This window comes from Arthrobacter crystallopoietes (assembly GCF_002849715.1).
Lineage (GTDB): Bacteria > Actinomycetota > Actinomycetes > Actinomycetales > Micrococcaceae > Crystallibacter > Crystallibacter crystallopoietes.
In genome coordinates, this window is sequence record NZ_CP018863.1 from 4,327,461 (window position 1) to 4,341,762 (window position 14,302).

Here is a 14,302-nt window from a genome sequence, read left to right on the forward strand (position 1 = left end):
CTAAAGTTCTTTCAGCAGGCGGTGATACTCCTGGATATCCCGTGCCTGGGTACGCGGGCTGTTGATCACGTGGCGGAGGATTCCGTCCGCGTCCACGATGAACGTTCCGCGTCCTGCCATGCCTGATTCTTCGTCGAAAACGCCATAAGCCTTCGCCACGCCGCCATGCGGCCAGAAATCGGCGAGCAGATCGAATTCGTAGCTTTCCTGCTCGGCAAAGGCCCGAAGCGCGAACTTATGGTCAACGGACACGGCTAGCAACCGGGCGTTTTGATCCTTGAAGGACGCCAGGTCGTCGCGAAGCGCGCACAGTTCGCCGGTGCAGATGCCGGAGAAAGCGAAGGGGTAAAAGACTATGACGACGGACTGGCCGCGGAGATCGGAGAGACGGATCGGCTCCCCGAACTGGTTGGACAGCTCAAAATTTGGGGCGGCCTTGCCGACGGCGGGAAAACTCATACGGTTATTTGTTCCTCTTGCTTACGAGCCGGGCTGCTGCCCAGTCATCGGAGACTCCTGCGGACGTGGTGACGTGCAGTCCTGCCGTGGGTGCTGCTTCCTGGATATCCGACGGCGGCACGTAGCCGTCCCGTCCCGATTTCGGCGTCAGGACCCACACCACACCGCCGTCGTCCAGCATGGTGAGGGAATCTACCAGTGCGTCCACCAGGTCTCCGTCACCGTCCCGCCACCAGAGAATGGCAGCATCTACGGAATCCTGGTCGTCCTCGGTGAGCAGTTCGGAGCCAGTCAACTCTTCGATGTCGGCACGCAGATCGAAATCCACATCCTCGTCGTAGCCGAACTCCTGTATTAGGTCTCCGTCTTTGAAACCCAACTTGCCTGCCACATTGTCAACCGTGGCGGCCTCGGCCTCGCTCACTGTGCTCCTCCTGGTTGGAACTGTCTTGCAACTGTCATACCTGCGTGTACAGGACCGTGTCGGTCCTGTAATGGATACTACAAGCCAACACCCTATTTGCGGATGCATCAAGCCAGCCACCGCGTCCGCCATGAAAAAGGCAGCCCCTGCAACAATTGTGATAGTGCGTTCTTCCACCGCGTAATCAACGGGTTCTCGGGCAGCCCCGCGGCTACGCTATGGCACTATGAGCGGCTAGAGTTGCACGAAGAATATCCGTGCGCGTCCAAACCGGACTGCGCCGGGATTCAGCGACCAATGCTTCCGCTTGAAGCCGGAGACATTGCCCGCCGTAAGCGCGGCCGGGACGCTTGACCATGCACGGCGCAGACACAATCTGCACATAAGAGAGGTTGGACGTGAGCGCAGGAGAAGATACCTCGCACATCCTGAGCGGGCTGACACACCAGCTCCCGGACCGCGATCCTGAGGAAACCGCGGAATGGATCGAATCGCTGGACCAGCTGATTCAGTCCCAAGGCACCGAGCGCGCACAGTTCATCATGCGCTCCCTGCTGCAACGAGCGGGCGCCCAGAGCGTCGGCGTGCCCATGGTCACCACCACGGACTACGTCAACACCATTCCCGCCGACCAGGAACCTGCGTTCCCGGGCAAGGAAGAAATCGAACGCAAATACCGTGCCTGGTTGCGCTGGAATGCGGCGGTGCTGGTGCACCGCGCACAGCGGCCTGACATCGGCGTCGGCGGGCATATCTCTACCTACGCCGGCGCGGCCACCCTGTATGAAGTCGGACTTAACCACTTCTTCCGCGGCAAGGACCACCCCGGCGGCGGCGACCATGTCTTCTTCCAGGGACACGCTTCGCCCGGCATGTATGCTCGCGCCTTCCTCGAAGGCCGCATGAGCGAAGAGGACCTGGACGGTTTCCGGCAGGAGAAGTCCAAGGCCGGCCACGCGCTCTCGTCCTACCCGCACCCCCGCCTGATGCCGGAATTCTGGGAGTTCCCGACGGTCTCCATGGGTATCGGGCCGATGAACGCCATCTACCAGGCGCAGTCCAACCGCTACCTGCAGAACCGCGGCATCAAGGACACCTCCCAGCAGCACGTCTGGGCCTTCCTCGGCGACGGCGAAATGGACGAGCCGGAAAGCCGCGGCCTGCTGCAGTTGGCCGCTAATGAAAACCTCGACAACCTCACTTTTGTCATCAACTGCAACCTCCAGCGCCTCGATGGCCCGGTTCGCGGCAACGGCAAGATCATGCAGGAACTCGAAGCCTTCTTCCGCGGTGCCGGCTGGAATGTCATCAAGGTCGTTTGGGGCCGCGAGTGGGATCCGCTGCTGGCTGCCGACAAGGACGGCGCCCTGGTGGACGTCATGAACGAGACCCCCGACGGCGACTACCAGACCTACAAGGCCGAGTCCGGCGGCTTCGTCCGCGAGCACTTCTTCGGGAAGACCCCACAGACCAAGGAAATGGTCTCCCACCTTTCCGACGAGGAGATCTGGAACCTCAAGCGCGGTGGCCACGATTACCACAAGGTCTACGCCGCCTACAAGGCTGCCACCGAGTTCGAGGGCAAGCCGACCGTCATCCTGGCGCACACCGTCAAGGGCTACGGTCTGGGCACCCACTTCGAGGGCCGCAACGCGACCCACCAGATGAAGAAGCTGACCCTGGATGATCTGAAGCAGTTCCGCGACCACCTGCGGATCCCGATTACCGACGAGCAACTCGAAGCCGACCCGTACCGGCCGCCGTACTACCATCCAGGACAGGACTCCCCCGAGATCCAGTACCTGCAGGAGCGGCGCAAAGCCTTGGGCGGTTACGTGCCGGAGCGGCGGAACACCGCGGAGCCAATCCATCTGCCGGACGACAAGGCCTACGAGGTCGCCAAGCGCGGCTCCGGCAAGCAGATGGCTGCGACCACGATGGCCTTCGTGCGCCTGCTGAAGGATCTGATGCGGGACAAGGACTTCGGCAAACGGGTTGTCCCGATTGTGCCGGATGAAGCCCGTACCTTCGGCATGGACTCGTTCTTCCCGACGTCGAAAATCTACAACCCCAAGGGGCAGAACTACTTGTCCGTGGACCGTGACCTGGTCCTGGCGTACAAGGAGTCCATTTCCGGGCAGATCCTGCACGCGGGTATCAACGAGGCCGGTTCCACCGCAGCCTTCACAGCAGCAGGAACCGCCTATGCCACCCACGGCGAGCCGCTGATTCCGATCTACATCTTCTACTCCATGTTCGGTTTCCAGCGCACCGGCGATTCCTTCTGGGCCGCCGGGGACCAGATGACCCGCGGCTTCATTATCGGCGCCACGGCAGGCCGGACCACGCTCACCGGAGAAGGCCTGCAGCACGCCGACGGCCATTCGCCGCTGCTGGCTTCGACCAACCCGGCGGTCGTCACCTACGATCCCGCATACGGCTACGAAATCGGACACATCATGAAGTCCGGTCTGGAGCGCATGTACGGACCGGATTCCAAGGATCCGAACGTCATGTACTACCTAACGGTCTACAACGAACCGATCCTGCAGCCGGCAGAGCCCGAAGAGCTCGACGTCGAAGGTCTGCTTAAGGGCATCTACCTGCTGGCGCCGGCCAAGGTTGACGGTCCCAGGACCCAGCTGCTGGCTTCAGGCGTCTCGGTGCCGTGGGCGCTCGAGGCGCAGCAGATCCTCGCCGACGAATGGGGCGTCTCCGCCGACGTCTGGTCCGTCACGTCCTGGACGGAGCTGCGCAGGGACGGCCTGGCGGCGGAGGAAGAAGCCTTCCTGAACCCAGGCTCCGAGCCGCGCAAGCCGTTTGTCACCGAACAGCTTGAGGGTGCCACCGGACCCATCGTTGCCGTGAGCGACTACATGAAGGCCGTGCCGGACCAGATCCGTCAGTTCCTGCCCCATGAGTTCGCCACGCTCGGTGCGGATGGATTCGGCTTCTCCGACACCCGTGCAGCGGCCCGCCGGTTCTTCAAGATCGACAGCCACTCGATCGTGGTCCGCGCCCTGGAAATGCTCGCCCGCCGCGGCGAGGTGGACCAGAACGCTCCCAAGGAAGCCTTCGACCGGTACAAGCTCAACGACGTTACGGCCGGTACGTCCGGAAACGCCGGCGGCGATTCCTGACCTAGCGGCATGAATGGGAAAGCAGCGGGTCCTCGGAAGGGGGCCCGCTGCTTTTTTATCTCCGCGACCCGCCACCGCCTCGGAAACAGTTCCTGCCGTTTTAGTAGGAACCACACAAAAGAGCGAATGGAGCACCGGCCGCCAAGTGCGTATGCTCGAGGCATGCCCCAGTCCCGGACCAACGCCGCAACACCGGCCCCGCTAGCGTCGCCGAAGACCACGGCTCGCGGCGCCATGCCGTCCTCAAGCAAGCAGCCGCCAGCTACCGCTGCCACCCTTGACCGGCTCAGGTCGAAGATCGGCGCGCTGTCCACCACCACGCTCAAGCGGTTGGAAAGCGAGCTGCCCTGGTACCGCAGCCTTCGTCCCGACGAGCGGGCAGCGCTGGGATTGGTTGCGCAAAAAGGCATCGCGTCCTTCGTAACCTGGTATGAACGTCCGGCATCGCCTGCCTGGGTCATGAACGACGTTTTCGGAACAGCTCCGACGGAACTTACCCGGTCAATCAGCCTGCAACGCGCCCTGCAGCTGATCCGGGTGGTGGTTGAAGCGGTGGAGGACCAGGTCGGCGACTTGGCGGGCGGCAGCGACGAAGCATCGCTGCGTGAGGCGGTCCTGCGGTATTCCAGGGAGGTAGCGTTCGCCGCAGCTGACGTCTACGCGCGTGCCGCCGAGACCCGCGGAGCCTGGGACACAAGGCTGGAGGCACTTGTCGTCGACGCCATCCTGCGGGGCGAGAGTTCGGACGCTCTGCGGTCGCGCATCGCCGCCGTCGGCTGGAAATCGGCCGGCAGGATTACCGTCATGGTGGGTAGCTCCCCGCCGGAGCCAAGCCCGTCCTTCGTCGCCGAAATACGCCGAGCCAGCTCACGGTTCGCCGATGACACTTTGGTGGGAATCCAGGGCGAGAGGCTGATTCTGGTACTGGGCGGCATCTCCGACCAGGGCTCGGCCTTTATCCGGCTCAGCGAGCTGTTCGGCCCCGGCCCGGTGGTCTATGGGCCGGAAGCCAAATCGCTCGTAGAAGCCAGCATGTCGGCGCAGGCAGCATTCGCCGGCCTCTCGGCTGCCCGGGCCTGGCCAGGTGCGCCACGTCCGGTGGCAGCAAACGACCTGTGGCCCGAACGTGTCATGTCGGGAGACGACGCCGCACGCCGCGACCTGTACAAATACATCTACGTGCCGCTGGTCAACGCTGGAAACGGACTCAGCGAAACACTCTCCAGTTACCTGTCCCTTGGCCATTCCCTGGAGGCAACCGCCAGGGAACTCTTCGTCCATGCCAATACCGTGCGGTACCGTCTGCGGAGAGTCTGTGACGTGACCGGCTGGGATCCGCTGCTCCCCCGCGAGGCGTTCGTTCTGCAAACAGCCCTCGTTGTTGGCCGTCTCGTAGCAGCGTCACGCCCCGCCCAGGAGCGCGCGCCTACTCGGCAGTAACAACCTACCCTTGTAGACTTCCTACAAAGGGATCAGGCGAGCTTCGTTTGTCAAAACACCCTAAGAAACCCAACCTCTTTGGAAAGCTGGATAAGTGCTTGCAATTGTCTGCCCGGGCCAGGGCTCCCAGACCCCAGGATTCCTCTCCCCTTGGCTAGACGTCCCCGGCGTCGCTGAGCACCTGAACTTGCTCAGCGACATTGCGAAGCTGGACCTCGTAGCCCACGGAACCACTTCCGATGAAGAGACCATCAAAGATACAGCCGTTGCCCAGCCGCTAATCGTCGCGGCCGGCCTCATTGCAGCCAGAGCGCTGATGGCGGACGAGCCGCTCGATCTTTCCACGGTTGTGGCCGGACACTCCGTCGGCGAGATTACCGCCTCGGCCATTGCCGGCGCCCTGACGGAAAACGATGCGATGGCCTTTGTCCGCGAACGCGCCAACGCGATGGCCCAGGCCGCCGCACAGACCCCGACAGGCATGAGTGCGGTGCTCGGCGGAGGCGAGGCGGAAGTTCTCGCAGCTATCGACGCCGCGGGGCTCACCCCCGCGAATGCGAACGGCGGCGGGCAGATCGTGGCAGCGGGCACCTTTGACCAACTCCAGAAGCTGGCTGACAATCCTCCAGCCAAGGCCCGAGTCATCCCGCTGAAGGTAGCCGGTGCTTTCCATACCGAGCACATGGCGCCCGCCGTCAGTGTCTTGGAAAGCTTGCGCCCACAGCTTTCCCCTGCTTCGCCGGCGCTAACGCTGCTCTCCAACAACGACGGCGAACCGGTTGCCGGGGGCGAACAGAACCTGGACAGTCTGATCGCCCAGGTCTCCAGGCCTGTCCGCTGGGATCTGTGCATGGAAGAGCTGCTCTCCGTGGGTGTGACCGGTCTACTCGAACTGCCGCCGGCGGGGACGCTGACCGGGCTGGCTAAGCGTGGCATGAAGGGCGTCGCTACAATGGCGCTGAAATCCCCCGACCAGCTCGAGCAGGCCCGCGCCTTCATCGCCGAACACACACAGCAGACACCGGCCGGCGTCGTACTTACCAATGAACATAAGTCTGGAGACATCCACCAGTGAGCACCCCCGTCATGCGCCAGTCCCAACTGCGCGAACATTCCCGCATCCTCGGTATGGGCGCTTTCCGGCCCGATGTCATCGTCACCAACGACGATGTCTGCCAGTGGATTGAGTCCTCGGACGAATGGATCCGACAGCGGACCGGAATCGTGACACGCCACCGGGCCGGGGCGGATACCTCTGTTGTGGACATGGCCGAGGGCGCCGCCAACGAAGCACTCCAAAAGGCAGGCATCGAGGCCTCCCAGCTCGGGGCCGTCATCGTCTCGACAGTCTCGCACCCGTACGCCACGCCGTCGGCCGCTGCTGCCCTGGCAGACCGGCTTGGAGCAACGCCCGCGCCGGCATTCGATATTTCCGCTGCCTGCGCCGGCTATTGCTACGGCATTGCCCAGGGCGATGCCCTGGTCCGTTCCGGCGCAGCCGAATACGTGCTGGTAGTAGGAGCTGAGAAGCTTTCGGATGTAATCGACAACTCCGAACGGACCATCTCCTTCCTGCTCGGCGACGGTGCTGGCGCCGTTGTGATCGGCCCTTCCGACACCCCCGGCATCGGACCGTCGGTTTGGGGCTCGGACGGGAGCAAGTGGGACGTCATCGGCATGACCCATTCGCTGAACGACGTGCGTGAGCTGTCCTTGGCGGCAGAGGCTGCAGGCTCTCTCTCCGCAGCCGCTGAAGAACGGACCGAGGACGGCAAGAAGCTGTGGCCCACCTTGCGGCAGGACGGACAGTCGGTCTTCCGCTGGGCCGTGTGGGAAATGGCCAAGGTTGCCAAGCGCGCCCTGGACGAGGCCGGAGTCAAGCCGGAGGAGCTGGCCGCATTCGTCCCCCATCAGGCCAATATGCGCATCATCGACGAGATGATCAAGCAGCTCAAGCTTCCGGAAAGTGTCGTGGTCGCCCGCGACATTGCAGACGCAGGGAACACGTCCGCCGCTTCCATCCCGCTGGCCGCGCACCGGCTGCTGCAGGAGAACCCGCAGCTCAGCGGAGGCCTGGCGTTGCAGATCGGCTTCGGCGCGGGGCTGGTCTTCGGTGCGCAGGTCGTCGTTCTGCCGTAGTATCGCAGTCGTTCCGCTGCAAATTCCCCTGCATGTGAACAGTTTTCCATTCCAAGCCGTATTCAACGGTTTGACAACCCCGGCCGGACACCGTGCCGGCACCATAAGAAAAGGAGCCTTTAATGGCTAGCAACGAAGAAATCCTGGCAGGCCTGGCCGAAATCGTTAACGAGGAAACCGGCCTCGCACCCGAAGCTGTCGAGCTGGACAAGTCCTTCACCGACGATCTGGACATTGACTCCATCTCCATGATGACGATCGTCGTCAACGCTGAGGAAAAGTTCGGCGTCCGCATCCCCGATGAAGAGGTCAAGAACCTCAAGACCGTCGGCGACGCCGTGGACTTCATCGCCAACGCCCAGGCGTAAGTTTTCCCTTCACAGGGACCGGCGGCCGGATGGAAATCGGTCCGGCCGCCGACTCTTGCATTTTTGCCCCACACCCTTGGAGAGAATGAGTAAATGGCACGCAAAGTAGTCATCACCGGCCTTGGCGCCACCACGCCCATCGGCGGCGACGTCCCGACGATGTGGAAGAACGCTCTCAAGGGCGTGTCAGGCGCCCGCACCCTTGAAGACGATTGGGTAGCCCGCTACGAACTCCCCGTAACCTTTGCCTGCCGGGCCTCGAACAAGCCGGACGAAGTACTGACCCGCGTCGAGGCCAAGCGGATGGATCCCTCCACGCAGTTTGCCGTGGTCGCCTCCCGTGAAGCATGGAAGGACTCGGGCATTGAAGATATCGACCACGACCGTCTGGCCGTGGCTTTCGCTACCGGTATCGGCGGCGTCTGGACTCTTCTGGATGCTTGGGACACCCTTCGGGAAAAGGGGCCCCGCCGGGTCCTGCCGATGACTGTGCCCATGCTGATGCCCAACGGCCCGTCAGCAGCGGTGAGCATGGATCTGGGTGCCCGCGCCGGCGCCCACACTCCCGTTTCCGCTTGCGCCTCAGGCACCGAGGCCATCGCCATGGGCGTTGATCTCATCCGCGCCGGCAAGGCCGACGTCGTCATGACCGGCGGCGCCGAAGCTGCCATCCATGCCATGCCGATCGCCGCCTTCAGCGCCATGCAGGCGCTCTCCAAACGCAACGACGACCCTGAGCACGCCTCACGGCCGTACGATCTGGACCGCGACGGATTCGTCATGGGCGAAGGAGCCGGCGCGCTCGTCCTCGAGGCCGAGGAACACGCCCTGGCCCGCGGCGCCCGTATTTATGCCGAACTTGCCGGCTCCGGAGTCACCGCCGATGCGTACCACATCACCGCCCCGGATCCGGAAGGCCTTGGAGCGACCCGGGCGCTCAAGGCAGCTATGTTTGATGCCCGTGCTCAGGCCGTAGACGTGGTCCATGTCAATGCCCATGCCACCTCCACCCCGGTCGGCGACAAACCCGAGTACACGGCACTCAAGGCTGCCCTGGGCAATCAGGTGGACAATGTCTCGGTCTCGGCAACCAAGTCACAGACCGGACATCTTTTGGGTGCCTCGGGCGCGGTCGAATCTGTCATGACGGCCCTTGCCGTGTACGAACGCAAGGCGCCTTTGACCATCAACCTTGATAACCAGGATCCAGAGATCCCGCTGGACGTCGTGACCTCCGCCCGGGATTTGCCCAGCGGCGACATTGTGGCGCTGAACAACTCGTTCGGTTTCGGCGGACATAACGCCGTCGTCGTGTTCCGGAACGCCTGACCGCACGAAAACCGGAATCCCCGCCGTAGATTAGCAAAGGAGAGGCTGACCAGCGATTCGCTGGGCAGCCTCTCCTTTTGCATTGCTGTTGTGTGAGCGGCGAAGACGTTTGATGCAGAAGTGTCAGCCGACTTGGTGAAGCCACCGGACGGGCGCGCCCTCGGCCGCATGCCGGAAGGGTTCCAGCTCTTCATCCCAAGCCTCGCCCAGCGCCAAGGACAGCTCGTGGTAAACAGCTGCCGGATCACCAGCGCCCGTCTCGTAGGCATAGCGGATGCGGTCTTCCGAAACCATGATGTTGCCATGGACATCTGTTGCCGCGTGGAATATGCCGAGTTCGGGCGTATGCGACCAGCGGCCGCCGTCGACGCCGGGGCTCGGTTCTTCTGTCACCTCATAACGCAGGTGGGCCCAGCCGCGCAAGGCGGACGCCAGCATAGAACCTGTTCCCTGTGGACCAATCCACGAGAGTTCGGCCCGGAACATTCCGGGCGCAGCAGGTTGAGGGGTCCAGTCGAGATCCGTTCGCTTGTCCACGACGGATCCGACGGCCCACTCGATGTGGGGGCATAGCGCTGTAGGCGCCGAATGCACAAACAGCACACCACGCGTCATCACAACAGACATCCCATCCTCCAATTTGCTGTAGGTACGTCTTCCCCAACGACCTTCAGCCCACGGACAGTTATCTGATTCCGACGCTGCTATTGCTCAGGTTGATTCGACGATACATCTATTAGTATTTCGTCAACCCGATGGATTATGTGACTCATTCTGCCGCATGTCCGGGAATTCCGCCAGCGTAACTACGGACTTGCCATTCTCCAGTCGTGTTAGGCACGCGGATGTGCCTGCTTGTAGCTAGCTCGTAGACGATCCACCGAGACATGCGTATAGATCTGAGTAGTCGCCAGAGACTCATGGCCAAGAATCTCCTGGACGGCGCGGAGGTCCGCTCCACCGTCGAGGAGATGGGTGGCGGTACTGTGGCGCAATGCGTGCGGGCTGGTGGCGGCGGTGTCGCCCAGTCCGGCAAATAGGCGTGCGGAAACGTCCCGCACCTGCCGCTGGTCGATGCGTTTTCCCCGGCGGCCCAGAAACAGCGCCGGACCGCTGGCATCCGTGGCCAGTGCTCCCCTGCCACGGCGAAGCCAATCATCCAACGCAGTAGCCGCAGGAACACCATAGGGAACAGCGCGTTCTTTATTGCCCTTACCCAGCACACGTACCAGCCTGCGGTCCTGGTCAAGGTCGTCAATGTCCAGTCCGGATAACTCCCCAACACGAATTCCTGTGGCGTAGAGAAGTTCGATCAGCGCCCGGTCCCGCAACGGAACAGGTTGTCCCTCGGCTGCTTCCGCGGCCAGCGTCGAGAAGAGTTGCTCCACTTGGCGCCGCTGCAGGACGTGGGGCAGCGTCCGTTGGCGTTTGGGGGCCTGCAACCGGACTGCAGGATCGCTTCCGATCAGCTCTTCGCGCAGCGCCCAAGCAGTAAACATTCGGGCAGCCGCGGCACGGCGGGCAATGCTGGATCGAGCCAGGCCGTCCGCATTCATGCTCCCCAGCCAGGCACGTAAAGTCAGCAGACTGAGTCCGCCTAAATCCGTTATGGAGTTGTCCGCCGCGAAGTTGAAGAGCTGTTGGAGGTCGGCCAGATAGGCACGTGTGGTGTGATCCGAATGAGCACGCTCGGCCGTCAGGTACTTTTCAAATCTGCTGAACGCCAAGCTGAAGCTATCCGGCCATGGCCGGCCCGATGCTGCTTCCGGCGTCTCACGTGCTTTCATCGTTTCCACTGTCCTCGATCCCGGTCTCGAACTCAAGACGCCACACGTTAGGCCTCGGCAGGAATTTGGAAGCTAGCACGACCCAGCTTCAACTGCGCTGTTGCCGCCGCCAACCGGACGAATCCTGCTGGGCAAGGGACATGATTTCCAGCCGGCCGAGCCCCGCCAGCACTGTCCTCATCGGCAACCCGGCAACAGCCGAAAGCTTCTCGACCGTGGTTCCCTGCCTCACGGGCAGTGCGTCCAGCAGGAGCAGGTCTTCCACGCTGAGACCATCGTGATCGGAGAGCGGCACCTGCTGCTCTGCGGCGGCCCCAGCGTCAAGGGGTCCCGCCAATTCAGCGACTTCCGCAGCGTCCGTTACGCAGACTGCGCTGCCGTCCCGCAGCAGCCGGTGCGTGCCGGCCGAGTTCGCCGAGTAAATGGATCCCGGCACTGCCCCGACCGGACGCCCCAGTCCTGCAGCATGGTGCGCCGTGTTCAGTGCTCCCGATCGCCACCGGGCTTCTACAACTACCGTGGTACCCGCCAATGCGGCGATCAAACGGTTGCGCTGGAGGAACCGCCAGCGAGTGGGCGCGGCGCCCGGCGGCAGCTCAGAGAGCAGAAGGCCTCGGCTCGCCACTGTTCGAAGCAGTTCCTCATTCCCCGCCGGATAGTAGCGGTCCAGCCCGCACGCCATGATGGCAATTGTGGCTGGCCAGTGCCCTGGCTCCGCGGCTGCCAGGGCGGACCGATGCGCCTGGGCGTCGATGCCGTAGGCGCCTCCGGAAGCCACGCAGTAGCCCTTCTGCGTCAGGCCCGCTGCAAGGTCGCCGGTAGCAGAGTTGCCGTAGTTCGTGCTGTCCCTCGAACCAACCACGGCTATGGTGCGTTCTGCTGGGGGAATTCCGTGTGAATGTTGCCCGCGGGTCCACAGGCACAGCGGTTCTGCAAGCTCCAGATCAGCCAATTCCACAGGCCAAGACTCATCGCCTGGCACCAGAACGGTCCCACCAAGGCGCTCGATCGTGGCCAGGTCCCGCTCCGGGTCCAGATCCTTAATACGCGGACGCCAGCGCTGCAGGGCCTCGGAAAGCATACCCTGCTGGCTGCGTGACTGCTCCCGGTTCAGCAGACGGTACAGCTCAGCCTGCAGCTCCGGCCCCGGATTCACCTCGCCTGTAGCGATACGCAGCCCATCCAGGGCACCAACGGCCGCGACAAGGGCCAGACCCACCCAGTCCGAAGGCTCCATCAGCCGTGATAGGGCCGCCCGCGCCCTGCGGTCGGCGGCCCGTGTAGTCGTCGTCATCATGCCGCACCTACCTGTTGGCGGAAAGCCAGCGCCGTGCTGACGCAGTCCCGATCGGGAACCGCCAGACCAGCCAGATCGGCCATGGTCCAGGCCACCCTGAGCACCCGGGCATAACCCCGGCCGGTCAGCACATCGCGCTCCATGGCCTTGTCGAGGTCAACCGTTGCCGTGTGCGAAAGCCGCAACTCGGTCTTGAGCAGCTCGGCTGAAACCTCAGAATTCAATTCGTGCCCCCAACGCCCCAGCCGCTCCCTTTGTGCCGTTCTGGCTGCGCGCACCCGTGCCGCAACGGTACGGCTCGCTTCCTGCACCGCGGCACCGGCCATGTCGGCCAGTGACAGCCGGTTGAGCCGCAGCTGAAGGTCTATGCGGTCTATTAGGGGTTTGGACAGCTTGCCGAAGTACCGGCGGCGTTGCATGGGCGTGCAGCTGCACTCCAGTCCTTTGCCGCTGGCCATCCCGCAGGGACAGGGATTTGCAGCCAGCACCAGCTGGAAGCGGGCGGGATAGGCAGCCGTCCCCGCTGCCCGGTGGAGTACGAGGTTCCCGCTCTCCAGCGGCTGTCGCAGCGCATCCAATACGGCGCGGTCATATTCGGGCGCCTCGTCGAGGAAGAGGACGCCGCGGTGTGCCCGGGATGCGGCACCGGGGCGCGGGACTCCGGAACCACCGCCGATGATGGAAGCAGTGGTGGCCGTGTGATGGGGGTTCTCGAATGGCGGGCGCCGCAGCAACTGGGTCAAATGCGCGGCTGTATTGCTCAGGGAATGGACCGCCGTGACCTCCATGGCATGGTGGTCCGGCAGGTCCGGCAGCAGACCGGGTAGGCGCTCCGCGAGCATCGTCTTGCCGGCCCCGGGAGGCCCGACGAGCATGACGTGGTGCCCGCCTGCGGCCGCAACCTCCATGGCAGTCCTGGCTTCGTGTTGGCCTGCGATGTCTGCCATGTCGGGTTCGCGGCAATCACCCGCTGGCGGGCTCTCACGCCTGGTGGGAGTTTCCTCAGCCCCGCCCGTCGGGAGCAGCAGCGGGACGGGATCCGCGCCGTAGGCAAGGAGCAGTTCAGCCAGAGTTCCATAACTCCGGACCTTGACGCCCGGTACCAGTTCCGCTTCCGCCCGGTTAGCCGCCGCCACGACCACCTCTGGGTGGCCGTCATCAACTGCTGCCATGACGGCCGGCAATACTCCCCGGATGGGTCTCAGCCTGCCGTCGAGTCCCAGCTCGGAAAGGAACACGGTCCCGCCGCTTGGCCGAACATCACCGGCTGCCTGCAGGGCGGACATTAGGATTGCCAGATCGAAGCCCGAGCCCTTTTTCGGCAATGAGGCCGGGATCAGGTTCACGGTGATTTTGCGCCGGCTCAGCGGGATTCCGGCGTTCTTCGCCGCCGCCTTAATCCGGTCCTTCGCCTCATTCAGGGACGCGTCCGGCAATCCGAGAAGGACAAATGCCGGCAGGGTCTGGCCTATGTCTGCTTCCACCTCGACCATGTGCCCCGACAGGCCCACCAGTGCCACGGAGAATGTTCTGCCCAGTCCCATCAGCCCACGGCCTTCACATGCTCGATGACCGGAGGGGTCTGCCCGTCATCGAGAATGGCTACCGCATCGATGCGGTAACCGGTGCCCGACATGCCGTGCGCACGCAACCATTGCAGAGTGAGGATCTGCAGTCGCTGCACCTTGGCTGGCGTAATCGCCTCGAGGGGATGCCCGTAGTCCGGGCTCCGCCGCGTTTTGACCTCGGAAACGACAACGGTTGCCCCTTCCAGGGCAACGATATCGATCTCCCCCGCGCCGGAACGCCAATTCCGGTCCACGACCCGTTGCCCCGCCTGCTCCAAATATCTGGCGGCTAGGTCTTCGCCGTCTTTGCCCAGTTTGTCTTTGGCTCTCATACCCCCAGCGTGGCGGCAC

Annotated in this window: 13 protein-coding genes; 6 read left to right on the forward strand and 7 right to left on the reverse strand. The window is 63.4% G+C overall.

Annotated elements, in window-relative coordinates; genetic code table 11:
• Both AC20117_RS19895 and AC20117_RS19900 read right to left on the reverse strand, forming a co-directional pair.
• On the reverse strand, nt 1–459 hold the full coding sequence (locus AC20117_RS19895) for a peroxiredoxin (RefSeq protein WP_074702069.1): 459 nt from the start codon (nt 457–459) through the stop codon (nt 1–3).
• Nucleotides 460–463: 4 nt separating this feature from the next.
• Nucleotides 464–883 (reverse strand): DUF3052 domain-containing protein, encoded by a 420-nt coding sequence (locus AC20117_RS19900; protein WP_074702068.1) that lies wholly within the window; start codon nt 881–883, stop codon nt 464–466.
• A 398-nt stretch (nt 884–1,281) separates the two neighbouring features.
• Between AC20117_RS19900 and aceE the strand changes: the two genes are divergently transcribed.
• From aceE to fabF, 6 genes are all read left to right on the forward strand, one after another.
• Nucleotides 1,282–4,023 carry a pyruvate dehydrogenase (acetyl-transferring), homodimeric type gene (gene aceE, locus AC20117_RS19905; protein ID WP_074703378.1) on the forward strand — a complete coding sequence of 914 codons (2,742 nt, stop codon included), beginning with the start codon at nt 1,282–1,284 and terminating at the stop codon, nt 4,021–4,023.
• A gap of 162 nt (nt 4,024–4,185) precedes the next feature.
• Nucleotides 4,186–5,463: a PucR family transcriptional regulator gene (locus AC20117_RS19910; RefSeq protein ID WP_418202230.1), complete on the forward strand. Its 1,278-nt coding sequence runs from the start codon at nt 4,186–4,188 to the stop codon at nt 5,461–5,463.
• A 94-nt stretch (nt 5,464–5,557) separates the two neighbouring features.
• Complete coding sequence (locus AC20117_RS19915) at nt 5,558–6,538, forward strand: ACP S-malonyltransferase (protein ID WP_074702066.1); 981 nt, start codon at nt 5,558–5,560, stop codon at nt 6,536–6,538.
• Nucleotides 6,539–6,549: 11 nt separating this feature from the next.
• Nucleotides 6,550–7,602, forward strand: coding sequence for a beta-ketoacyl-ACP synthase III (locus AC20117_RS19920; protein WP_418202262.1), 1,053 nt, complete (start codon nt 6,550–6,552; stop codon nt 7,600–7,602).
• A gap of 122 nt (nt 7,603–7,724) precedes the next feature.
• On the forward strand, nt 7,725–7,970 hold the full coding sequence (locus AC20117_RS19925; protein WP_074702064.1) for an acyl carrier protein: 246 nt from the start codon (nt 7,725–7,727) through the stop codon (nt 7,968–7,970).
• Nucleotides 7,971–8,063: 93 nt separating this feature from the next.
• A complete protein-coding gene (gene fabF / locus AC20117_RS19930) occupies nt 8,064–9,299 on the forward strand; it encodes a beta-ketoacyl-ACP synthase II (RefSeq protein WP_074702063.1) in 1,236 nt (411 codons plus the stop codon).
• 123 nt (nt 9,300–9,422) lie between these two features.
• Here fabF and AC20117_RS19935 read toward each other — a convergent pair whose 3' ends face one another.
• The 5 genes from AC20117_RS19935 to AC20117_RS19955 all read right to left on the reverse strand — a co-directional run bounded on the left by AC20117_RS19935 (nt 9,423) and on the right by AC20117_RS19955 (nt 14,283).
• Nucleotides 9,423–9,926 (reverse strand): DUF3145 domain-containing protein, encoded by a 504-nt coding sequence (locus AC20117_RS19935; RefSeq protein WP_074702062.1) that lies wholly within the window; start codon nt 9,924–9,926, stop codon nt 9,423–9,425.
• A 206-nt stretch (nt 9,927–10,132) separates the two neighbouring features.
• On the reverse strand, nt 10,133–11,086 hold the full coding sequence (locus tag AC20117_RS19940; protein WP_083339839.1) for a tyrosine recombinase: 954 nt from the start codon (nt 11,084–11,086) through the stop codon (nt 10,133–10,135).
• Between the two features lie 88 nt (nt 11,087–11,174).
• Nucleotides 11,175–12,380 (reverse strand): DNA-processing protein DprA, encoded by a 1,206-nt coding sequence (locus AC20117_RS19945; protein WP_074703375.1) that lies wholly within the window; start codon nt 12,378–12,380, stop codon nt 11,175–11,177.
• A complete protein-coding gene (locus AC20117_RS19950; protein WP_074702061.1) occupies nt 12,380–13,927 on the reverse strand; it encodes a YifB family Mg chelatase-like AAA ATPase in 1,548 nt (515 codons plus the stop codon). The genes AC20117_RS19945 and AC20117_RS19950 overlap by 1 nt, the downstream gene beginning before the upstream one ends.
• The gene (locus tag AC20117_RS19955) at nt 13,927–14,283 is read right to left on the reverse strand and encodes a YraN family protein (RefSeq protein WP_074702056.1); all 357 of its coding nucleotides are present in this window, start codon (nt 14,281–14,283) and stop codon (nt 13,927–13,929) included. The genes AC20117_RS19950 and AC20117_RS19955 overlap by 1 nt, the downstream gene beginning before the upstream one ends.
• Nucleotides 14,284–14,302: the final 19 nt, after the last annotated feature.